The organism is Ruegeria sp. SCP10 (assembly GCF_040329495.1).
Classification (GTDB): domain Bacteria; phylum Pseudomonadota; class Alphaproteobacteria; order Rhodobacterales; family Rhodobacteraceae; genus Ruegeria.
The window spans coordinates 362,421-382,878 of record NZ_JBDZYF010000003.1 but is presented as its reverse complement, the minus strand read 5'-3'; the positions used below and the strand labels follow the sequence as shown (position 1 = coordinate 382,878).

At 58.5% G+C, this 20,458-nt stretch carries 18 protein-coding genes and 1 pseudogene; 8 read left to right on the top strand and 11 right to left on the bottom strand.

Features of this window, described 5'->3' with window-relative positions; genetic code table 11:
• Window positions 1–10 precede the first annotated feature (10 nt).
• Window positions 11–703, top strand: coding sequence for a response regulator transcription factor (locus ABLN87_RS10900; RefSeq protein ID WP_353010073.1), 693 nt, complete (start codon window positions 11–13; stop codon window positions 701–703).
• Window positions 688–2,226, top strand: a complete 1,539-nt coding sequence (locus ABLN87_RS10895) for a sensor histidine kinase (RefSeq protein ID WP_353010070.1) — start codon at window positions 688–690, stop codon at window positions 2,224–2,226. The genes ABLN87_RS10900 and ABLN87_RS10895 overlap by 16 nt, the downstream gene beginning before the upstream one ends.
• A 25-nt stretch (window positions 2,227–2,251) precedes the next feature.
• Here the strand turns inward: ABLN87_RS10895 and ABLN87_RS10890 are convergent, their stop codons facing one another.
• From ABLN87_RS10890 to ABLN87_RS10870, 5 genes are read right to left on the bottom strand one after another with little or no spacing between them, the layout of a single operon-like run.
• Entirely contained in the window at window positions 2,252–3,715 is a 1,464-nt protein-coding gene (locus tag ABLN87_RS10890; RefSeq protein WP_353010067.1) for an aldehyde dehydrogenase, read from the bottom strand.
• A 14-nt stretch (window positions 3,716–3,729) separates the two neighbouring features.
• Window positions 3,730–4,767, bottom strand: a complete 1,038-nt coding sequence (locus ABLN87_RS10885) for an LLM class flavin-dependent oxidoreductase (protein WP_353010064.1) — start codon at window positions 4,765–4,767, stop codon at window positions 3,730–3,732.
• Window positions 4,768–4,773: 6 nt separating this feature from the next.
• Window positions 4,774–5,709 (bottom strand): flavin reductase, encoded by a 936-nt coding sequence (locus ABLN87_RS10880; protein WP_353010061.1) that lies wholly within the window; start codon window positions 5,707–5,709, stop codon window positions 4,774–4,776.
• Window positions 5,706–6,533, bottom strand: coding sequence for an alpha/beta fold hydrolase (locus ABLN87_RS10875; protein WP_353010058.1), 828 nt, complete (start codon window positions 6,531–6,533; stop codon window positions 5,706–5,708). The genes ABLN87_RS10880 and ABLN87_RS10875 overlap by 4 nt, the downstream gene beginning before the upstream one ends.
• On the bottom strand, window positions 6,505–7,107 hold the full coding sequence (locus ABLN87_RS10870) for an amino acid synthesis family protein (protein WP_353010056.1): 603 nt from the start codon (window positions 7,105–7,107) through the stop codon (window positions 6,505–6,507). Before ABLN87_RS10870 ends, ABLN87_RS10875 begins: the two co-directional genes overlap by 29 nt.
• Window positions 7,108–7,210: 103 nt before the next feature.
• Here ABLN87_RS10870 and ABLN87_RS10865 point away from each other — a divergent pair, with 103 nt between their 5' ends.
• On the top strand, window positions 7,211–7,882 hold the full coding sequence (locus ABLN87_RS10865) for a GntR family transcriptional regulator (RefSeq protein WP_353010053.1): 672 nt from the start codon (window positions 7,211–7,213) through the stop codon (window positions 7,880–7,882).
• Window positions 7,883–7,901: 19 nt separating this feature from the next.
• Here the strand turns inward: ABLN87_RS10865 and ABLN87_RS10860 are convergent.
• Window positions 7,902–8,343, bottom strand: a pseudogene (locus ABLN87_RS10860) (helix-turn-helix domain-containing protein); the annotation flags it as partial.
• A gap of 166 nt (window positions 8,344–8,509) precedes the next feature.
• On the opposite strand from ABLN87_RS10860, the gene ABLN87_RS10855 reads away from it, so the two are divergent.
• Window positions 8,510–9,544: a GlxA family transcriptional regulator gene (locus ABLN87_RS10855; protein ID WP_353010050.1), complete on the top strand. Its 1,035-nt coding sequence runs from the start codon at window positions 8,510–8,512 to the stop codon at window positions 9,542–9,544.
• A 7-nt stretch (window positions 9,545–9,551) separates the two neighbouring features.
• Here the strand turns inward: ABLN87_RS10855 and ABLN87_RS10850 are convergent, their stop codons facing one another.
• From ABLN87_RS10850 to ABLN87_RS10830, 5 genes are all read right to left on the bottom strand, one after another.
• Window positions 9,552–10,124 carry a sarcosine oxidase subunit gamma gene (locus ABLN87_RS10850; RefSeq protein WP_353010047.1) on the bottom strand — a complete coding sequence of 191 codons (573 nt, stop codon included), beginning with the start codon at window positions 10,122–10,124 and terminating at the stop codon, window positions 9,552–9,554.
• On the bottom strand, window positions 10,117–13,077 hold the full coding sequence (locus ABLN87_RS10845; RefSeq protein ID WP_353010045.1) for a sarcosine oxidase subunit alpha family protein: 2,961 nt from the start codon (window positions 13,075–13,077) through the stop codon (window positions 10,117–10,119). The genes ABLN87_RS10850 and ABLN87_RS10845 overlap by 8 nt, the downstream gene beginning before the upstream one ends.
• Window positions 13,074–13,361: a sarcosine oxidase subunit delta gene (locus ABLN87_RS10840; protein ID WP_353010043.1), complete on the bottom strand. Its 288-nt coding sequence runs from the start codon at window positions 13,359–13,361 to the stop codon at window positions 13,074–13,076. The genes ABLN87_RS10845 and ABLN87_RS10840 overlap by 4 nt, the downstream gene beginning before the upstream one ends.
• Window positions 13,362–13,373: 12 nt before the next feature.
• The gene (locus ABLN87_RS10835) at window positions 13,374–14,624 is read right to left on the bottom strand and encodes a sarcosine oxidase subunit beta family protein (protein ID WP_353010041.1); all 1,251 of its coding nucleotides are present in this window, start codon (window positions 14,622–14,624) and stop codon (window positions 13,374–13,376) included.
• Between the two features lie 116 nt (window positions 14,625–14,740).
• Window positions 14,741–15,613, bottom strand: coding sequence for a LysR family transcriptional regulator (locus ABLN87_RS10830; protein WP_353010040.1), 873 nt, complete (start codon window positions 15,611–15,613; stop codon window positions 14,741–14,743).
• Window positions 15,614–15,713: 100 nt separating this feature from the next.
• On the opposite strand from ABLN87_RS10830, the gene ABLN87_RS10825 reads away from it, so the two are divergent.
• From ABLN87_RS10825 to ABLN87_RS10810, 4 genes are read left to right on the top strand one after another with little or no spacing between them, the layout of a single operon-like run.
• A complete protein-coding gene (locus ABLN87_RS10825; protein ID WP_353010037.1) occupies window positions 15,714–17,159 on the top strand; it encodes an aldehyde dehydrogenase family protein in 1,446 nt (481 codons plus the stop codon).
• Entirely contained in the window at window positions 17,159–18,133 is a 975-nt protein-coding gene (locus tag ABLN87_RS10820; protein ID WP_353010266.1) for a membrane dipeptidase, read from the top strand. The genes ABLN87_RS10825 and ABLN87_RS10820 overlap by 1 nt, the downstream gene beginning before the upstream one ends.
• A 4-nt stretch (window positions 18,134–18,137) precedes the next feature.
• Entirely contained in the window at window positions 18,138–19,826 is a 1,689-nt protein-coding gene (locus ABLN87_RS10815; protein WP_353010035.1) for a hypothetical protein, read from the top strand.
• Window positions 19,823–20,452, top strand: a complete 630-nt coding sequence (locus tag ABLN87_RS10810; protein WP_353010033.1) for a DUF3726 domain-containing protein — start codon at window positions 19,823–19,825, stop codon at window positions 20,450–20,452. Before ABLN87_RS10815 ends, ABLN87_RS10810 begins: the two co-directional genes overlap by 4 nt.
• Window positions 20,453–20,458: the final 6 nt, after the last annotated feature.

The following is a 20,458-nucleotide window of genomic DNA, read 5'->3' as shown; positions in this document are numbered from 1 at the left end:
ACCGCGTTTGATGCCTTCTCGCATTCTTGTCGTCGATGACGACCCCAATATCCTGGACGTGACGGGAATCGCGGTTGAGAAAGCCGGATACGAGACGCTGTTTGCCACCGACGGCGTCACCGCCATTCAAAGCAGCCAGACAGAAAACCCGGATCTGATCGTTCTGGACATTGGCCTGCCCGAGAAAGATGGCTTGGAGGTTTGCCGTGAAATCCGCAAATCCTCGGACGTGCCGATCCTGTTCCTGACCGCACGGGATGATGAGGTTGACCGGATCGTCGGTCTGGAAATTGGCGCCGATGACTATCTGACCAAGCCGTTCTCGCCGCGCGAACTTGTGGCGCGTATCCGGGCCATTTTGAAACGCACCGGGCCCTCCAGCCCGCCGCCGGAACAGGGGTTGGCGCATGGCGATCTGGCGCTTGATCCCGACCGGCATCTCTGCCGGTTTGGCGCGACCGACGTGGCGTTGACCGGGTCGGAGTTCAGATTGCTGGCCACGTTGATGGCCCGGCCCGATCACGTTCTGTCACGCGCACAGCTGGTCGACGCGCTTTATGGCTACAACATCCATGTCTCGGACCGCACCATCGACAGCCATATCCGCAACATTCGCGCCAAGTTGACAGCTGTGGGATGCGCCGAGGGGATCGTGACGGTGCATGGTGTTGGCCTCAGGATGGGTCCATGCACCTCGGGCTAGTGCGCAGGTGGCGGCCCCGGCTTTGGACTGTGGTTTTGCTGGTGCTGGGGATTGTCCTGTGTCTGCCCTTTGCCGGGCTGATCCTGTTCCGGTTCTATGACAGCCAGCTGGTACAACAAACCGAGGAAAGCCTACTGTCCCAAGCGGCAGTGATGTCTGCCACCTTTGCCGAGCTCTATGCCGAGCAAACAGCATCTCAATCGTCCGACGCGGGGCCAGGTGCAAGCTACGACCCGGTCTTCCCGTCGCTGTCGGTCAATCGAGAGACGATCCTGCCGCCGCGCCCGGATACGACGCAGGTTTCCGCGTCGTCCGGACGGGTGTATCAGGCGATCGCTGCGCCGCTGACCCGTATCTCTGACGCTGCACAGGCGCGCACGCTGGCCGGGTATCGCTTTCTGGACACCGACGGCAATGTTTTTGCCGGCACTGCCGAGATCGATAAGGGACTGGGCCATGTGGCTGAGGTGCAGCTTGCCCTGTCTGGCGAAACGGCCTCGGTCGCGCGGACACGACTGCGCGAGGACCGGCCCCCTGCCCTTTATACTCTGAGCCGCGGCGCGCGGGTGCGGGTTTTTGTGGCGATGCCGGTTTTCAACGGCGAAACGCTGATTGGTGCTGTCTATCTCAGCCGGACACCGAACCATATTTTCCGTTTCCTCTATGGTGAGCGGTTCAATCTGATCAAGGCGGCGGCCTTTGTCGCGCTGTCGACCGCTCTGATTGGCTATGTTTTCTGGCGCTTTATCACGCAGCCCATTCGGCTGTTGATCCAACGCAGCCAATCCGCCGGGTATGGAGGCCAACCGTGGGAACCGCCCGATCAACTGGGCACGCGCGAATTGGAGGATCTGAGCCGCAGCTTTCAGTCCCTAACCGAGCGTCTGCAAAGCAAGCAGGATGCGCTGAAAACCTACACGGCCCATGTGACCCATGAGCTGAAATCGCCCCTGACCGCGCTGAAAGGCGCGGCTGAGCTGTTGCGCGACGACAGTTTGCCCAAATCCCAAAAGCACAGGCTTTTGGATGCCGTGGACAAAAGCAGCACGCGGATGGAGGATTTGCTGTCCAACATGCGCGCTTTCAGCCTGGCCGATCAGAGCGCCCTGACCGGAACCTGTTGTCTGGACGATATCGCCACCGAGCTGAGGCAGGCCTTCCCGCAACTGACGCTGGAGATTGAAAACAGCACCCAGCCTCTGCCGGTCGACAAAAGCACCCTGTTAATCATGCTGACCCACCTGTTGCAAAACGCGCATCAACATGGCGCAGGCCGTGTGCGCCTGAGCATCGATCAGGCGGGTCTTAGAATCGAGGATGACGGACCGGGGATAAGCGAGGGGAACATCGAGAAGGTGCTGCAACCGTTCTTCACGACGCGCCGGGACAGTGGCGGCACCGGCATGGGTCTGAACATCGTCAAGGCCACCGCCGAGGCGGTTGAGGCAGAGTTGAGTTTGGGTCCAAGCCAAGAAGGGGCCTGTTTCCTAATCACGTTCGATCAGAAACCTGCTCGGACGTGACGGATGGTTTTGGGCGCCTGCGTGATCAACGCATGACAAACGGGTCCGGGATGGGGTCGTCGCTGGTGCGCAGCCACACGGATTTGATCTTGGTGTAGTCCAGCGCCGCTTGTAGGCCACCCTCGCGCCCATGACCGGACAGGCCGTGGCCCCCAAACGGGGCAATGGGGCTGACGGCGCGGTAAGTGTTGACCCAGACGATGCCCGAACGAATGGCGCGGATCATGCGGTGCGCACGTGTCAGGTTCTGCGTGAACAGGCCCGAGGCCAGGCCGAACTTTGTATCGTTGGCAATGGCGATGGCTTCGGCCTCGGTCTCGAACGAAACAACCGACAGGACCGGGCCGAAGAATTCGTTTGTCAGGCTATCGGCGTCTGGCACGTCCGAACAATCCAGAATAGTGGGTGGAAAATAGAACCCATCCCGGTCAATCGGGTGCCCACCGGTGATCAACTTGGCCCCCTGCGCGACAGATCGCTGGATCAGATCGACCGCATGATCGCGCTGGCGCAGGGTGCAAAGCGGACCAACCTCGGTGCCCATGTCATCGGGCGCGCCGATCACGACCGCTTCGGCCTTGGTTTTGAGCCGTGAAAGGAACTCGTCCTTGATCGAGGTCTGTATTACCAGCCGCGACCCCGCCACGCAGCTTTGCCCTGTTGCCGCGAAAATCCCCGAAACCTGTGCATTTGCCGCGCTTTCGATTTCGGCATCCTCGAACACGATGAACGGTGATTTTCCACCCAGTTCCAGAGAGGTCGAGGCCAGGTTCTCGGCCGAGTTTCGCACGATATGGCGCGCGGTCTCTGGCCCTCCGGTAAAGGCAACATGCGCCACTTTCGGGTGGCTGGTCAGGGTCGCGCCTACGACGGGTCCTCCGGTGATGACGTTCAGCACGCCGTTCGGAAAGCCCGCCTGATCGAAGATGCGGGCAAATTCCAGCATCGGGGCTGGCCCCTCTTCCGAGGCTTTCAGAACAACCGTGCAGCCTGCCGCCAAAGCAGGGCCGATTTTGACCGCCGACAGGAACAGTTGCGAATTCCAAGGCACCACCGCCGCCACAACGCCGATGGGTTCACGGCGCAGCCAGACCTCCATATCCGGTTTGTCGATGGGCAGATGCGCCCCTTCGATCTTGTCCGCTAGTCCGGCATAGTAGCGATAGTAATCGGCGACATAGGCAATCTGGGCCGAGGTTTCGCGGATGATCTTGCCCGTATCGCGGGTCTCCAGCTCAGCCAGACGCGGGGCGTTTTCCGCGATCAGATCACCCAGCCGGTACAGCAGTTTACCCCGAGCAGTGGCCGTCATCCCCGCCCATTCAGGCGCGCAAAACGCACGATCTGCGGCTTCGACAGCCTGATTGACATCTTCCGCACTGGCCTCGGGCATCTGTGCCCAGACCGCGCCGGTCGCCGGGTCCAGACTGTCAAACTGCGCCGCACCGTCCGAGAATGCGCCGTCAATATACTGTTGAAACCGCTGCATCTTTCGGCACCTCTTTATTGAAACGCCGGCATGACGTCTTTGATAAACCGCTCAAGCGAGGCTTTCTTGCGCTCGAACGGCATACTGGAATCTATCCAGAACGAGTATTCGTCATACCCCAACGCCTGGTAATTGCGCAGACGGTCAATCACACTGTCAACCGTGCCGATGACCAGATCGCGCTTGATGTTTTCGGGAGAGTAAAACGGATGCGCGGCGATCTCTTCCTCGCTCAGCGGATCGATCAAGCCTTGCCTGATCTCGCGCTTGTTCATGAACCAGGCACCGAAATAGTTGTAAAACCGGTTCAACTCGATCGCCGCCTGTTTCACATCCGCCTCATCGCTGGCCACATAAGTGTGCATCAGCAGCATGATGCGAGGGCGCGGGATGTCGGGGAATTTGGCGCAAGCATCGTTGAATTTGGACATCAGACTTATGACCTCTTCATCGCCGTTCCACAGCGGGGTCACCTGAACATTGCAGCCATTTGACACCGCAAATTCGTGGCTGTTTGGATCCCGCGCCGCAACCCAGATCGGGGGTCCATCCTGTTGCACCGGTTGTGGGGCCGAGGTTGTTTTTGGGAACTCAAAGAACTCGCCTTTATGTGCGTAATCCCCTTGCCAAAGGTTCTGAACGGCTGGGATCAACTCACGCATGCGTTGCCCGGCTTCCCAAGCGTCCATACCCGGCATCAAACGTTCATATTCAAAGCTGTAGGCCCCACGGGCGATGCCCAGTTCCAGACGACCGTCTGTGATGATGTCGGTCATTGCCGCTTCACCCGCCAGTCGGATCGGATGCCAGAACGGTGCGATGATCGTACCCGTGCCCAGCCGCACGTTTTTGGTATGACACGCCACGTCGACCAGATTCAGGAACGGGTTCGGCGCGATGGTGAAATTCATACCGTGATGTTCACCCGTCCAGACCGCATGCATGCCACCGTCATCAGCGATTTTGCAAAGCTGGATGAACTCATCATAGAGCTGCTTCTGATCCTGATCTTCCGAGATCCGTTCCATATGCGCAAAGAGCGAGAATTTCATGCGCCTTTACCTCCTGCCGGACAGCGGCTTGACCTCACCGCTGACCTCATTGCCGTAATACACCCCAAAGTTCCCGAGCTGGCTTTCCGCCGCAAACCGCTCCAGCATTGTACAGAGTGCCGGATCAGAGACATCCATCAGCGTCGAGGCGGTGATCTCGGTGAACACACCGTTTGCCGGATCGCCGCTATCGGCCTGACACAGGAACGAGATGTGCTGCTGTTTGCGCGCTTCGTCCTGAAAGACCGAATAGATGAACCCGGGCTCGGCGTGGATGCCGCTTTCCCGGATCAGCTGCGCGAGTGCAGCATTTGCACCGCCCGCCACATCATCGGTTTTGGGAATGGTCAGGTGACCGTTGCCATCATCCTGCAGCAGGATTTTGCCATCCCTCTCGATCAAGGCGGAAACCACCATGTCGGACCGTTTGCTGAGTGCCCGCGCCTCGGCCGCTGGTGTGACATAGGCGCCGCGCGCATAACCCAGACCTGGCGCGATATCCTGATCAAAGGCTTTGACCTGACCGATCAGGATCAGGTGATCGCCCGCGTCGACGGTCTTGTGCATCGCACAGTCGAACCAGGCAGAGACTCTGTCCAAAATGGGCGAGCCGTGGGGACCCGGCTGCCAGTCAACGGTTGCAAACCGATCCTCGACCGGGCGGGCAAAGGTGTTGGACACCTCGATCTGCGCCTCGGACAGGATGTTAATGGCAAATCGCCTGGTCGCGGCGAAGGTTTCGTAGTTGCTGGAGGTATTGGCCAGACAGACCAGAACCAAGGGCGGATCCAGCGAGACTGAAGTGAAAGAATTCGCGGTAAAGCCCAACGGTTCCCCTGCATCGTCATGGGTGGTGACAACGGTCACCCCTGTCATGAAACTGCCAAAGGCGTTGCGCAGGGCACGCGGGTCATCGAGTGTGCTTGGGTCAAATTCAATCATGTCAGCACGTCCTGTTCGGCGGGCATATGCAGCCAGTCCATCAGGGCTGAGTTGACTTCATCCGGCGCGGTCAGGTTCACCATATGCCTGTGATCTTGGATGACGACCGCATGCCCATTGGGGGCCGCGCTGGCCATCGCGTGTGACATTTCCGGGGTAGAGTTCGGATCGTCCTCACCTGTCAAAGCCAGCATGGGGCATCTGATTTTGTCAAACCGATCCGCGTAAAGCGCATCGCCACGGGCAAACGCACCATAGGCTGTCGCGTAGCCATCGATATCCACTTGCGACAGCCACTGAGCCACATCCTTTCGGGCCTGTTTTTCCAAGGGGGTATCCCCGAACCAGCGTTGCAAGGGTGTTTCCAGATCGAACGATCCTGCCCTGATCTGTTCGGCCCGCACGATGACTGACGCTCTGGCGATTGCATCGCGGCAGAACACGCCGTTCAACAAAGCAACACGCGCCACCCGATCAGGGTGATCAATGGCAAAGCCGCCCGCGATCAATGCGCCCATAGAATGCCCCACCAGGCTCACCTGCTGCAGCCCGAGCGCATCTAGCACGGCGCGCAACCAATCAACAAAGACCGGAAGCTCCGAGCCTGCGGGGATCGGGTCGCTGCCCCCATGTCCCGGCATATCCAGAGCGACCACATGGTGCGACTTCGATAGCGTCGTGACCTGAGGAGCCCAGGCCGCCGACTGCATGCCAACCCCGTGGATCAGCACGACGGTTGCGCGGACCCCCACATGGGCCTGCCCGGCCTCACGGTATGAGACCTGTCCGAAGGGCTCAGACAGCTGCAGGGTTGTCGACGTCATGACCCAGTTCCTTCAGATCCTGATACCGGTCGCCAATACGGTGATGCGGTCGGCCCCCGATGGAGGCCCCCAATGCGATCATGATCTCATCAGGAGCGGGGGCATCTGCCACCTGCAACTGAATGGTCAGATAGTGACTACGCCGCCCGCCATCGTTCTTGTCCATCAGCGGGATTTGCATCGCCGCATCGGCCGGACCGCGTGTGTTGGTGAACGCCAGATAAGATTTCGCGCCTACAGCCTCGCGGTAGAAATTGCCAAACCGCAGCGTGTGGATCAGGGCCGAGCCGTGCTCGACCTCGCCATTCACACCAACGATGGCGGCTTTGCCATAGCCTTCGACTTTGTCGCCACCGCCAGCAGCCTCCAGCACCATGTCGGTCAGCATCTTGCCCAGACCCGGCGCGCAATCGTGGATTTCGGGCTTTAGGTCGTCAACAAAACCGCGCCCGGCCCAGGGGTTTCTGATGACTGCAACGGCAGCAATCATCTTAAGCGGAGTTTCCGCCACCTTCCCCCCTTCGATCAAGGTGTTTTCAACATGCAGCAGGGTTTTGCGGATTTCGGCGGGCATTTGGCAGGTCCTTGCGATTCGATTGAGAAGAAGATGGTATACCATCATACAAACTGTCAATCATACCTTGTGCAGAAATCACCAAACCGCTACTGCTTTGGCCATGACGGCATCGAAACTGACGAAGATAGATCACCCTCCGGCCACCTTGCGCGACATGGTGCAAGAACGGATGCGCGAGGCGATCATCGAAGGTGCTTTCGAGCCCGGCGAGCGGCTAGTGGAACGTCCGCTTTGTGACCAGTTGGGCGTCAGCCGGACGGTGGTTCGCGAGACTATCCGATATCTCGAAGCGGAAGGTCTGGTAGAGATTCTTCCGGGACGCGGACCGATCGTCGCGATCATGACCTGGGAGGATGCGCGCCAAATCTATGATATCCGCCGCATGCTGGAAACCGAAGCCGCCGAGAATTGCGCACGCAACATGACCCCGGATCGTGAAAAGGCACTAAGGCACGCTCTGGACCGCCTTAGACGCGGGTTCAAGGGCAAAACCTCTGGCGCTGTGTTTCGTGCCACAGCGGATTTTTATTCCGAGATTTTTGACGGCGCGGGGCATCATATCGCCTGGGATATCGTCCAGCGCCTGAACGGCCGGATCAGCCGCCTGCGCATGATGACCCTGTCGTCTAAAGACCGAGATCAGCCCGGCATCGCGCATATGGAACAGATTTGCGAGGCTATCGTATCGGGCAATCCTGCCGCCGCCCGCAATGCGGTCGAGCGGCACCTGGATGACACCACGAAAATCGCGGAACGGCTTTTTGCTGGATGACTGATGCCGTTTCAGTACAAGATATGATCGACAGATACTCAGCAGGTAGCTCCACCGGGACTTCGGACCCGTGTGATTCGTACGCATCAAAGAACAGTGTTAACCGGGTTTGTGAAGGTAGATCCTATCGCCATAGCGATAGTTGACCTCACCTCCCTCACCCGCTTTGGTGTGCACGGCGTTTCTGGTTTCCTCATAGCGACGAAAGAACGAAGTGATCGGGGCACGCAGCGCATTTGCCATTGTTTGTAATGTGATTAGAGAAGACGAATTTCAATCTTCGACAACATACTGATCGACGAGCCTGTCAGAGCAGACAACTCGGATATCGTCGTTCCCAATTACAATCGAAGCGCTTTGATTTCGCGGCCAATCGCGGTTTTGAGGTCCTTTTCACCGCTGTCGTGCAACCGATGCGGATTCTGTGAGAGGGTCGCTTTGTCTTCGCTTATCTTTGCCAAAGTTATTCCCGCTTCCCAGACGTTATTTGTTAATTCCGCCTAACCATGTCACATAGATGCTCCCTCTTGGTTAGATGGTCTTGAGGGGAATATTTTTTGCATCTTGGTGTGAAACAGGTACGATCCTCTGAGGCTTGTGCCTGAACTACGAGTAACGGAGGCTGACATGCCCCAAACAGCGCCGCCCCTGAAAGATCTGGGCTTGGAAGGGCGTGAAGAGATTTCCGTCGGTTTTCTACTGCTTCCCAGCTTTCCGATGGCCTGTCTGTCATCAGTGATCGAACCGTTGCGCGCGGCCAATGAAATCGCACAGAGAAATCTGTTTGTCTGGACACTGTATTCCGAGGATGGCGCTTCGGTTGATTGTAGTGCTGGCATTCAGTTTCAGGCCTGCGGCGCGCTGAAAGATATTGAAAGCGTTGATTTTCTTGTTGTGCTGTCCGAACCCGACGGGCAGTTCAACGCGCCAAATGACGTGTCCGCCAAACTGCGCTACCTGTCGCGCCATGGCACCAGGCTATGCGCGATCAGCGGCGGGGTGTTTCCATTGGCTAAGTCTGGTGTTCTGGACGGGCAAACCTGTTCAGTGCACTGGCTATATCGCACCGCGTTCGAGCACGCTTTTCCTCAGATCGAGGTTAGCGATGATGTGATTGCCGTGAACCAACGCAGTTTTACGGCCTCGGGCGCGGCGGCGGCTTTTGATCTCACGTTGCATATGATCGAAACCACTTTGGGTGATGCGATCATGACCGAGGTTGCGTGCTGGTTTCAGCACCCCGCGATCCGCAGCCCGAATATCCGCCAGAAAACCCCGACCTTTCAAACTGATGAAACCGCTGATCATCTACCAACCGTGGTCTCACACGCGGTTCGGCTGTTTTCCGAGAACCTTGAGTATCCACTAACAACGCGTGAGATCGCGCAGCAGGTTGGTGTATCGGCCCGTCATCTAGAGCGCAGTTTTCGCCAGGCCGTAGGCCAAAGCCCCGGCGAATATTATCGGCAACTGCGCCTGCGCGCAGCGCGGCAGCTGGTGATCTATACGCAGGACTCGCTTACATCGATCGCGCAGGCGGTTGGGTATACCAACCCGACCTCGATGTCGCGGCAATATGCCGAGCAATTTGGCGCTTCGCCCAGGCAGGACCGTCAGGCACGTAACCAGTTTCGGCATACGCGCGACAGCTTCCTGCACTGAATGCTGTTTAGCGCGCCGCGATCGACTGCGCCGCCTCTTCCATCGCATGATAGAGCGAACCCGCCGAGGACCTTGGCCCCAAAACGGCAAAGCGTGTTCCGGCCTCGATGCACCACAGGTAACAGCCGATGTGATGGATGGCGCATCTGGTCGCGGTCTGCGCTTGCATGGTGCGAATATCCACATTGCACAGCCGTTCGAAAAGGTCGCAAGCTGAGGCGCCAGTTACATCAAAACGGCACCAGCCATCGGTTTGCTCGACCACCGACGTGGTGTCCTGCATGGCGGACTTGAGGTCTGCGGCCAATGTTTGATGCGAGGTATAGCTAGCGTCGATCATCCAGCTGTCAGGGCCAATCCAAAAGGCCGAGTACGGCGACCCGACCTCTGCGACCCCAGGGAGAGGGAGTTCGATCCCCAGAATGTCTTTTGCCCGTTTGGCGAATTCGGCGTCCTGACCCAATCGCATCGACAACGAGGCGAGCGCGCGGTCGGTAACCTCGGTCAGGGTCATGTCGCCAATGGTCGAGACCTTTAGGTCGCTTGCGCCGAGTGCGGTGATGGCTTTCAGTTTATGCACGAAGACGCTCCCCTTCCGGATCGACAAAATGGGCGCTCACGACCTCGACCTCGGTCTCAGACCCTTCCAGCGGATTAACCAGACGGATGACTTCTCCGATCCGGTCAGCCCCATTTTTTAGGAAACCAAGCCCAATCGAGGAACCCAGGTTTGGCGAATACGCTGCCGAGGTGACATAGCCCTGATCATGGGCCGCATCGACCGGCCCGTCCTTGTTCATCAGATGCCCGCCCGCAGTGACTGGTTGTGTGGCATTGACCGGTTTCAGCCCCACCAACCGCAGCGCGTCCGGTTCGTTCAGACCATCCCGTTCGCTGAGTGTGTTGCCGATACAGTCTTTCTTTTTGCTGACCATCCGCCCAAGGCCGAGGTTCAGCGCCGTTGTTGTTCCGTTGATCTCATTGCCCGTGGCGTGGCCTTTTTCGATCCGCATGACACCCAGGGCTTCGGTGCCGTAGGGGGTTGCGTCAAACTCTTCACCCGCTTCCATAAGTGCGCGGATCAGCGCATCGCCATAGCGGGTTGGCACGGCGATCTCATAGGCCAGCTCCCCACTGAACGAGATGCGGAACAGCCGCGCGCGGCAACCGCCGCAAACCGTGATTTCGCCGCAGGCCATGAACGGGAAGGCGTCGTTTGAGATGTCGAACTCGGCATCGACGATCTTTTGCAGCAGCTTGCGCGAATTCGGTCCTGCAACGGCATATTGTGCCCAGGCCTCGGTGGTTGAGATCAATTGAACATCCAGATCAGGCCACAGACATTGCCGCGCAAATTCCATCTGGCGATAGACCAACACTGCATTTGCGGTCGTCGTAGTGACGACGAAATGATCCTCGGCAAACCGCGCGGCGGTGCCGTCGTCATAGGCGATACCATCCTCACGCAACATCAGACCATAACGCACCTTGCCGACAGGCAGTTTGGCGAAACCGTTCGAGTAAATCTTGTTCAGAAACTCCGCTGCATCTGCGCCTTGCACGTCGATTTTGCCCAGCGTGGTCACATCGCAAACGCCAACCGAATTGCGGGTGGCCAGAACCTCGCGATCCACAGACTGCCGCCAATGAGTTTCACCCTTCTGCGGATACCATTGCGCGCGCAGCCAGTCTCCGACCTCGGTGAACACGGCACCCTGCTCGGTGGCCCATTTGTGGCTGGGTGTTTTTCGGGTGGGGTGGAACTGCTTGCCGACCGCGCGCCCGGCCAAAGTGCCCATCGCCACGGGCGTATAAGGCGGGCGGAAAATAGTTGTACCGGTCTCGGGGATCGACTTGCCGGTCATCTCGGCCATCACCGCTAGACCGCCCATATTCGAGGTCTTGCCCTGATCGGTCGCCATCCCAAGGGTCGTGTAGCGTTTCAGGTGCTCGACCGAGACAAAATTCTCCTGATGCGCCAGCTTCACATCCTTGACGGTTACATCGTTCTGCTGGTCGATCCAGGCCCGGCCCTTGCCGTCTTTCACATACCAGAAGGGCTGCAGATTGACCGGCGCATCCTCGGCTTGTGGCAAGTCGCCCGGCGTGGCCTGAATGCCCAGATCGGCCAACGCCTCGACGGCACGGGCGGCCCCGGTTTCCATTGCGCCGTGGGTTGACAACGCACCTGCTGCCGCACCGGCGACCGACAAGCCAATCGGAAGAGGTTCACCCGGCACAAACGCTGCCAGCGCTTCGCTCCATTGGGGCCGTCCGCGCTGATGGCAGGTCAAATGCACATTCGGGTTCCAACCACCTGACAGGGCTAGCGCGCCGCAGATGATGTCACTCGTAAAGCCCTGCGCGGTACGGATCGTGACGGTCTCAAGACCCAGTCGGCCTTTGCTGTCGATCACCTGCGCTCCGGCGAAGCACTCGGTGCCGTCGATCGCAGGAGCATCGGCCCGCGTATCAATCACAGCCGCTACTTGAACGCCTTTTGCCATCAGGTCCGTAGCCGTCCGGTGCCCATCGTCATTGTTTGTAAAGACAGCGACGCGTTCATGTGGCGTCGCGGCCCAACGGTTGGCATAAGAGCGCACGGCCCCCGCCATCATGATGCCAGGCCGATCATTGTTCGGGAAGGCGATAGGGCGTTCCGTAGCACCTGCACATAGAACCGCCCGTTTTGAATAAATCCGCCAGAAGATCTGGCGCGGTTCGGCTGTACCGGGTTGCGGTTTGTGATCCGCGATCCGTTCGACCGCGCCATAGATGCCGTGGTCAAAGGCCCCGACCACCGTTGTGCGCGGCAACAGTCGCACATTATCCATCGACGTCAGTTCCGCCACGGTCTGAGCCGCCCAAGCTGACCCGGCCATATCACTGATGGCAAAACTCTCGGAGTTCAGCCGCCCACCAAGGGCAAAATCCTCATCCGCCAGGATGACCCGCGCCCCGGCACGGCCAGCCGTAAGGGCGGCTGACAGACCCGCAGGACCCGCTCCGATCACCAGCAGATCGCAATGAAGAAATCCTTTGTCATAAACGTCCGGGTCATCTTCGCCCGACACACTGCCCAGCCCGGCGGCGCGGCGGATGATGGGCTCATAAAGCTTCTCCCAAAACGCCTTGGGCCACATGAAGGTTTTATAGTAAAAGCCAGCGGTCAGGAAATTGCTGAACAGGTCATTCACCGCCATCACGTCGCGCTGAAGTGACGGCCAGCGGTTTTGAGACTGCGCCTCCAATCCTTCATAAAGCTCTGCTACGGTCGCACGCGTGTTTGGCTCCTGCCGCCCACCTTGGCGCAGTTCGACCAGCGCGTTGGGTTCTTCTGACCCGGCGGTCAGCACCCCGCGCGGTCGGTGGTACTTGAACGAACGACCCATCAGTCGCACGCCATTGGCCAACAAGGCCGAAGCAAGCGTATCGCCTGCAAGCCCCTGATAGCTTTTGCCATCAAAGGTGAAGTTTAGGTTTTGCCCGTGGTCGACCAGACCACCCTTCAATCGATTGATCTGTCTGCTCATCTGCCACGCCCCTGTGCCCGGGCCACGTCGCGGGCCAGTTCAACGTTGGTGATTTCATGAGTCAGCGTGTTACGCGTGACCACCAGCCACGACCGGTCACCTTGCTCGTGAAACCAAAGCTCGCGATGCTCACCCGCCGGGTTATCGCGCAAATAGAGATAGTCATGAAACGCTTCGGCCGCGTTTTCCGCCTGCCAGTCAGGGCGATCAATCATTGCAGCATCGCCCAGATAGGTGAATTCTTGTGCATCACGAGGACCCAAGAGAGGGTGATTAATGATCATCTTCAAACTCCCTCAGTGCAGGTTGGGCTGCGCGCCCATCCCTTTTTCATCGATCATGTGACCGGTGCGGAATCGATCCAGCCGATAGGCGGTTGCCACCTCATGCGGGCGGTCTGTGGACAGAAGATGCGCGAAACACCAGCCCGAGGCTGGGGTCGCCTTGAACCCGCCATAGCACCAGCCGCCGTTAAAATAGAGCCCATCAATCCCGGTGCGATCGATAAAGGGTGAGCCGTCCATCGACATGTCCATGACGCCGCCCCAGGCCCTTAATAGGCGCACACGGCCCAATGCCGGGATCAGAGAGACACCGCCTTCTACGACATCCTCGATCACCGGCAGGTTCCCCCGCTGGGCGTAGGTGTTGTACATGTCGATATCACCGCCAAAGACTAGCCCCCCCTTGTCCGACTGGCTGCAATAGAAGTGCCCGGCACCATAGGTGATCACTCCATCAATCAGCGGCTTCAGCCCTTCCGAGACAAAGGCTTGCAAAACATGACTTTCGATGGGCAGGCGCATGCCCGCTTTCTCCATCACCCGGCTGGACGAACCCGCGACGGCCACACCGACCTTCTTGGCCCCGATATACCCGCGTGAAGTCTCAACCCCCAATACCCGGCCATTTTCAATGCGAAAGCCCGTGACTTCGCAGTTCTGAATGATATCCACGCCACGCATATCGGCACCGCGCGCATAGCCCCAGGCCACCGCGTCATGGCGCACTGTACCACCGCGACGATGCAGCAACCCGCCCTTGATTGGGAACCGCGCGTTGTTGAAGTTCAAGAACGGGTACAAAGCGCGAACGCCTTCGGTGTCCAACAATTCGGCATCCGAGCCATTCAGGATCATCGCATTGCCCCGCCGCCGCGCCGCATCGCGTTGGGCATCGGTATGCACAAGGTTCAGGATCCCCCGCTGGCTGACCATAGCGTTGAAGTTGAAATCCTGTTCCAACCCCTCCCACAGTTTCAGCGAGAATTCGTAGAATGGCTCGTTCCCATCCAGCAGATAATTCGAGCGGATGATGGTCGTGTTTCGCCCCACGTTGCCGCCACCGATCCAGCCTTTTTCCAGCACGGCGATCCGCGCCTCGCCGAATTCCTTTGCCAGATAGTAGGCGGTGGCCAAACCGTGGCCACCGCCGCCCACAACGACGATGTCATATTCGCTTTTGGGCTCGGGGTCGCGCCAGGCTGGTCGCCAGCCTTTGTGCCCAGTCAAAGCTTCTTTGATGATCCGAAATCCGGAATACTGCATGGCTCACTCGTGTCAGTTTGAAAACAACATGCGCGATTCGAGGGAGGATGGCTTAGATGAAATGCGGTCTAGACTTGTCTTTTTGCGACCTGATGTCGGGTCGCCGTGTTGGCGCCTCAGCCCAGTTTTTGGCTTAGAATGAAGGCGCTGCATTCGTTAGTCAGCTGTTTGAAGCGCGATTTTTCTTTCTTGTAGAGGTACACCTGTCGCTTGTCCGGCAGGTCAGACAACAGGCGGAACGCTGTGGTTTCCGGGATGAAGCGCGCGACGGTCTGGGGCAATATGGTGACCCACTTGCCAGTGCGAACCATCGTGATCAGCGAATGGGTGTTGTGAATGGTGACCTCTGCGTCGGCAATGGCCGTCACAAATCTTGGCGTCTGGATCAGATCGCACAGTGCGTTGCGAACGAATGAGGCGGCAATCACATCCTCAACAGTGGGTAGTTCAGGTTGCGCCATCAAGGGATGATCCGAGGCGCAGACCAGACCAAACTGGTCTTCGAACAAGGGGATCGCATTGATGCCCTTAAGCGGGTGGAAGCCCGATGCGATGCCAATATCGGCTTTGCCTTCCGATAGCGCGTCCAGAACCTGTTGCGTGTCTGTATCCCGCAACTCAACTTTCACGCCCGGAAACCGCTGTGTCATGTGTTCAAGCACCGAGGGGAAGATCAGCGCTGCAACGGAAGGTACCGAGGCGATGCGGATCAACCCGTGAGAGGCATCTGCCGCGGCCTCGATCGACTGTACTGTCTGGTCGAACTGACGCACCTGTTTCTGGGATATCTCGAATACCTGCTCACCCAATGCGGACAGATGGTTCTTGCGCTCACCGACAAACAGCTTTTTGCCCAGGTGGCTTTCGAAGTGTTTGAGGGTCATCGAAACAGCCGATTGCGTGCGCCCCAGCCTGTCCGCGGCCTCGGACAGGTTGCCCGTTTGTGCGACCGCACAGAAACAGCGCAGCATTTCAATTTTTATGGCCATGTTTCAGCTTTTCTGAAGTTGGGTCAATTTATTTGAGTTTGACTGATGTTGCCTGCCGAGTCCATTCTGCCTCAAACTTTCTTTGACCCTGGGGCCCATCGTGACCAATCTGAACCTGATCGCCGGCGAATGGCTGGCTGGCGAAAGCGAAATCGAAAACCGCAACCCGTCTGATCTGACCGACGTGATCGGACACTATGCGCAGGCCAGTGTCGATCAGCTGGAAGCGACGCTGGATCAGGCGCGTGTAGCGCAGACAGAATGGGCTGCCTATGGGCTGGAGCGCAAGCAGGCCGTTCTGATGAATATCGGCAATGAGCTGATGGCCCGCGCCGAAGAGCTGGGCACCCTGCTCAGCCGCGAAGAAGGCAAGCCGCTGGCCGAAGGCAAGGGCGAGGTATTCCGGGCCGGTCAGTTCTTTACCTACTATGCCGCCGAATGCCTGCGCCAGATTGGTGAGAACGCCGATTCTGTGCGCCCGGATATCGAAATTGATGTGCGCCGCGAGGCCGTTGGCGTCGTCGCCGTAATCAGCCCGTGGAACTTCCCAACCGCAACCGCGTCATGGAAGATTGCGCCTGCACTTTGCTATGGCAACGCAGTGGTCTGGAAGCCTGCCAACATCACCCCGGCCTCGGCTGTGGCCCTGACCGAAATCATCAACCGCCAGGACATCCCCAAGGGTCTGTTCAGCCTCGTGATGGGCTCAGGCCGGTCAATTGGGCAGAGGTTGGTGGAGAGCCCCAAGGTCAACGCCATCTCGTTCACCGGGTCGGTTCCAGTGGGCAAGGGAATTGCTGCAGCTGCGATCCAGAACCTGACCAAAGTGCAGATGGAGATGGGGTCCAAGAACGCTCTGGCCGTGATGGATGACGCCGATCTCGACCTTGCCGTCTCGCTGGCGTTGGGTGGGGCCTTTGGGGGCACTGGTCAGAAATGCACCGCCTCCTCTCGACTGATCGTTCATGCGGCCATTCACGATGCATTTGTCGAAAAACTGGTGGCTGGTGCGCAGTCAATGAAGGTTGGCCATGCGCTAGAAGACGGCACTCAGATGGGTCCGGTTGTCAGTGAACAGCAGCTGTCGGAAAACCTGGCTTATGTTGATCTGGGCAAATCCGAAGGGGCCGAACTGGCCTGTGGCGGCCAACGTTTGGACATGCCCCATGACGGTTATTACATGTCGCCCGGCGTGTTCCTGAACACCACCAATGACATGCGTATCAACCGCGAAGAAATGTTTGCGCCGCTGACCTCAGTCATCAAGGTGGGCAGCTATGATGAGGCGCTGGCTACCGTCAACGACACCAATTTCGGACTGACCTCGGGCATCGTGACGCAGAACCTTGCGCGCGCAACGCATTTCCGCCGCAACGCCCGCACCGGGGTTGTGACCGTGAACCTGCCAACCGCAGGCACTGATTATCACGTGCCTTTCGGTGGCCGCGGCGACAGCTCGTACGGCCCGCGGGAGCAGGGCAAGGCGGCAGCCGAGTTCTACACCACCGTCAAAACCGCTTATATCAGCGCTGGAAAGCCGATGTGATGCGGATCGACGGGCTGCAATACGCCAATTGGTCGGAAAAGATCTTTCGGCAATTGCGCGAAGGTGGCGTGGGCGCGATCCATGTCACCATCGCCTATCATGAGAATTTCCGCGAAACGGTTCTGAACTTTGAAAAGTGGAACCGCTGGTTCGAACAATACCCGGACCTGATTATGAAAGGCCGTTGGGCCAGCGACGTTGACATGGCGCGGGAAACTGGCAGGACGGCGGTTTTTTTTGGGTTTCAGAACCCTTCGCCCATCGAAGACGATATCGGCCTGGTGGAAATCCTGCATGATCTGGGCGCGCGGTTCATGCAGCTGACCTATAACAACCAATCCCTGCTCGCGACGGGTTGCTATGAAGCCGAGGACACCGGCATTACCCGCATGGGCAAGCAGGTGATCAAAGAGATGAATCGTGTAGGTCTTGTTGTCGACATGAGCCATTCGGCGGATCGGTCGACCATCGACGCTGCCGACCTGTCCGAACGTCCCATCGCCATCACTCACGCCAACCCGCATGAATGGTCACCCGCCTTGCGCAATAAGCGTGACGACGTGATCCGTGCGGTGACAGAAAATGGTGGGATGCTCGGCTTTTCGGTCTATCCTCATCATCTGAAAGACAAGTCCGACTGCACGCTGGAAAGCTTTTGCGAAATGATCGCGCGAACGGCTGAGAAGTTCGGCGCCGAACATTTGGGGATCGGCACGGACCTGTGCCAGGATCAGCCCGACAGCGTGGTCGAATGGATGCGCGTTGGGCGCTGGACTAAGGAGATTGACTACGGCGAAGGGTCAGCCAGCAATGCAGGTTTTCCCCCGATGCCCAGCTGGTTCAATGACAACCGTGACTTTGGCAATATCGAGGAGGGGTTGCGCGCGACCGGCCTGAATGATGACGAGGTGGCCGGGATCATGGGGGGCAACTGGTACAGGTTCTTTGCCGAAAACTTCGTCGCTCAGGGGTGAGAGGATGGAAACTCAGACCGAGACACAGATCGAAAGACGAGACCCAGCAACGGTCATGCGCCTGTCGCGGTTGGGGTCGCTGCATCAATGTCGTTTGAGCTTCATGCGGCAATTGACGCGCCGTCTTGCGCAAGAGAACTGGTCCTTCACACGCCCGGTCTTTGACATTGATGCCAATGGCGTTGGTCGGGCCGTATATACGGCGCAAGGGCCGGAACGCGCCTATTCGTTGGTCGCCTTTGCCCATGACCTGCCGCCAGAACAACGATCCGACCGGGTGATTGCCGAAGCCTGGGACGCCACCTTTACCCTCTTCGATGGCGTCCCGACCGAAGCCGATATCGACCGTTTGTCCCGAAACGTGCCCTTGCAAGAGGCCGGGCGCATCAGCGAGAACGAATTGTCCCTGTCCCGCGCCAACCGTTCGGTCCGGCTGTGGAAACATGTTGTGGATGCTCTGGCGGCAGGGAAGCAACCGGATTTGGCGCAGATACATCAGGTCGGTTACCTGATGCGCACGACCGCCGTCTATGGATCGGGCAAGTTCGGGGCGGCTGATCGAGAGAAGGTCGCAAATCGCCCTGAGGCACAAGCGCCATTTCAGATTGAGATGCTGTCGGTGTTTCTGACCCGTACCTTTGTGCGTGACCTGGTACAGCATATGGCCAATGCCAAAGGCGACGATCAAGCCGCGCAACTGGATCCCGACATCGCACGTTGGCTGGGGATTGGGAACTCCACAGGGTTGGGCATGGCCCCCTTCATCGTCAACCACCCGGTTCTGTTCAACAACTGGATCATGGCGCGGGAAGAGGCGATCGCTCGTGTCCGCTCGGTCGCTACAGCAACGCGGGACGAAGTAGATCAGTTCTGCAACCTGTTCCGTCGCAGCCAGCTGTCGATTTCATGGTGGCAGTCTGAACATCCGATACAGATCAAAAAACTCGCGCAGTTGAACACCGATCTTAAGGCGATTGAGGCCTATCTCGACGATGATGACCTGAGCGGTGCAAATCCGTGGAACCGACTCGTCAGTTGGTCTGAAATCGCGCTTAGTGAGGAAGGGCAGGAGTTTGTGGCTTCGCTTGTCCTCGAACCCTATCCGGGTCTTGTCGACGGGCTGACATCCTGCATGGCGGACAGCCGGACAGAGGCTTTTGTGATCAATGGCAGAATGTCCATCGGCCAAGCCTGTCGTCTGATCCGAGAAACATATGGATGGGCGCTTGATCTGGATTGGACAGCACGGGAACACTGTGCCCGCGCCTGGTACGTGTCCGAAGAAAAGCTGGAACCCCGACTGGGCGAACGGTTCGAAGAGCCTATCGAGGCGTATGAACAACCCCTCGCCCCAGCCCGCGATGCGGCTGCAGCGTACACCGCGCTAAGCGAGTGGGATGACAGCCAGACCATTGCCGAATTTCTACTGCGCCACCCCGAACACCGCCACACGATCCGTCGCGCGCAACTGGCGCGTGCCACACCGTATGGGGAAATCCGCGACAATACGATCGGAGACGCAGTGTTGCCCATCGATATGTTGCGGGCAAAACTGTCTTTCTTTGGCGCGACGCATTTCGATCCGCGCTCGGATCGGTGGGTGCGCATCTGCATGTATTCCGGCGCGCCTTATCCCGAGGAGCTGACGGCTGAGAACGCCGACCTATGGGTTTATCCGCAGGAACCCGCATGAACTTTTCATTGAACGAGATGGAGGCGACTGCCAAGCGCGCCACCCGTGGTGCGGGCTATACCTGGGGTCAGGCCGAAGAAGCGGCCAAGGCAACAAGATGGCTTTGTGAAAAAGGCCTGGATGGGGCCGGAACGCTCGCCGCGTTGTTGAACCTTGGCTTCGCATCCAATCCCGATTTGCACCGCCCCAAGAAAATTGAAGGAATTTGGACAGGCGACGCAGCCCTCTGTCCGCTTTCAGTCGGCCCCTTGCTTTCAGACTGTGTTCACATGTTGGACGACGGCCCGATTGAGATCCATGATCTTGCAGCTTCTGCCTTGATATTGCCTTTTGCGTCTTATGCCGCACGAGCGCTGAATTGTGCCATCGCCGTAGAGATCGACGGGATCCACACTACCACAGATGGTGCTACTCTATCGGCACTCGATATGCCAGCGGCCCGGGCAAAACGCGTTACAGTTCGACGCAGCACAGAACCAGTTTCACCCCGCGATCCGTATACGCGCGCTGTCCCGACCCAAAAAGATTGGCAGACGCTACTCACTTTCGCCCACCGCACTTATGCCCCCGCGACCGAGGAATCCCGTTTGCTGGGTGCCGGCGCCGGGCTTTCTGACAATGACTAAAGAGAG

What these genes read in the sequence shown, in the direction of transcription:
- ABLN87_RS10815 (WP_353010035.1), top strand. Translation starts at nt 18,138, where the DNA reads ATGGAAACTCAGACCGAGACACAGATCGAAAGACGAGACCCAGCAACG.
- ABLN87_RS10835 (WP_353010041.1), bottom strand. Translation starts at nt 14,624, where the DNA reads ATGCAGTATTCCGGATTTCGGATCATCAAAGAAGCTTTGACTGGGCAC.
- ABLN87_RS10855 (WP_353010050.1), top strand. Translation starts at nt 8,510, where the DNA reads ATGCCCCAAACAGCGCCGCCCCTGAAAGATCTGGGCTTGGAAGGGCGT.
- ABLN87_RS10845 (WP_353010045.1), bottom strand. Translation starts at nt 13,077, where the DNA reads ATGAGCAGACAGATCAATCGATTGAAGGGTGGTCTGGTCGACCACGGG.
- ABLN87_RS10840 (WP_353010043.1), bottom strand. Translation starts at nt 13,361, where the DNA reads ATGATCATTAATCACCCTCTCTTGGGTCCTCGTGATGCACAAGAATTC.
- ABLN87_RS10875 (WP_353010058.1), bottom strand. Translation starts at nt 6,533, where the DNA reads ATGACGTCGACAACCCTGCAGCTGTCTGAGCCCTTCGGACAGGTCTCA.
- ABLN87_RS10890 (WP_353010067.1), bottom strand. Translation starts at nt 3,715, where the DNA reads ATGCAGCGGTTTCAACAGTATATTGACGGCGCATTCTCGGACGGTGCG.
- ABLN87_RS10880 (WP_353010061.1), bottom strand. Translation starts at nt 5,709, where the DNA reads ATGATTGAATTTGACCCAAGCACACTCGATGACCCGCGTGCCCTGCGC.
- ABLN87_RS10870 (WP_353010056.1), bottom strand. Translation starts at nt 7,107, where the DNA reads ATGCCCGCCGAAATCCGCAAAACCCTGCTGCATGTTGAAAACACCTTG.
- ABLN87_RS10895 (WP_353010070.1), top strand. Translation starts at nt 688, where the DNA reads ATGCACCTCGGGCTAGTGCGCAGGTGGCGGCCCCGGCTTTGGACTGTG.
- ABLN87_RS10810 (WP_353010033.1), top strand. Translation starts at nt 19,823, where the DNA reads ATGAACTTTTCATTGAACGAGATGGAGGCGACTGCCAAGCGCGCCACC.
- ABLN87_RS10865 (WP_353010053.1), top strand. Translation starts at nt 7,211, where the DNA reads ATGACGGCATCGAAACTGACGAAGATAGATCACCCTCCGGCCACCTTG.
- ABLN87_RS10830 (WP_353010040.1), bottom strand. Translation starts at nt 15,613, where the DNA reads ATGGCCATAAAAATTGAAATGCTGCGCTGTTTCTGTGCGGTCGCACAA.
- ABLN87_RS10820 (WP_353010266.1), top strand. Translation starts at nt 17,159, where the DNA reads ATGCGGATCGACGGGCTGCAATACGCCAATTGGTCGGAAAAGATCTTT.
- ABLN87_RS10900 (WP_353010073.1), top strand. Translation starts at nt 11, where the DNA reads ATGCCTTCTCGCATTCTTGTCGTCGATGACGACCCCAATATCCTGGAC.
- ABLN87_RS10885 (WP_353010064.1), bottom strand. Translation starts at nt 4,767, where the DNA reads ATGAAATTCTCGCTCTTTGCGCATATGGAACGGATCTCGGAAGATCAG.